Annotated in this window: 1 protein-coding gene; it reads right to left on the bottom strand. The window is 47.9% G+C overall.

Annotated features, from left to right (window positions below):
- Nucleotides 1-753 (bottom strand): hypothetical protein (locus A3766_RS30250; RefSeq protein WP_197479256.1); only part of this gene is annotated, 753 nt, incomplete at both ends.

Raw genomic sequence — 753 nt, 5'->3', positions numbered from 1 at the left:
GAGTTCTTTGCTGGGAACGGAAACAAATGATTCACAACATTTGATGTCGTCGCTTGTGGCAGAGCTGCGCCAAGTGCCTCTAGGTTAAAAGCAGTATTTATTTGAGTGGCTAAGGTTGAATCTGCTTTCCACCATTCGCCTACAAGTCTCGCTTCGGTTCCATCGCTTACGCCTCGTGTATCAGGTACACCTGAATAGTAAGGAATCGTCAAGGAGCCTTCAGAAATGTTTACGGCACCTACTGGAGCGATTGCATCGGTAATAAATGCTGATACTGTTCTTAGGTCTCGCGGTGTGTCGAAAGCTACGCTATCATCGGCTGCGGGCTCAGGAAAAGACATTCCACCTGCTTTTGCTGCAGTGATCATACCGGTACCGGCGCATGCAAAGCGTGCATCGCCAGCAGGATAGGTATCACACCCTGCTAAAGCTGGATTGAAGCTCTCTGCGGTCCAGTTGCTGATTGCTGTATCAACAGCGCCTTTAATGGTTGCATAATCTTCTGCGCCGGCATCAACTGCCGCTTTTGCTGCGCCAGTTGTCACAAGAGTCTTAACCGTATTCGTTGCCCACTCGGTAGGGTCTACCATATAGTCGACAACTTTTGTGTCATTAGAAGTGGTAAAGCCACTTGTAAAAACAATGTTGTCTTCAGTTAATTGCTGATCATCTGGGCGTGCCGCATTGGTTAGGTTGCCTAAATAGCTCGCGGTAACCTTTTCCCAGAAATCAATTTGAGCTTGCACATCGTCA

The organism is Oleiphilus sp. HI0132 (assembly GCF_001635845.1).
The sequence above is the reverse complement of the archived record's forward strand: the minus strand, read 5'-3'. Positions and strand labels throughout refer to the sequence as shown.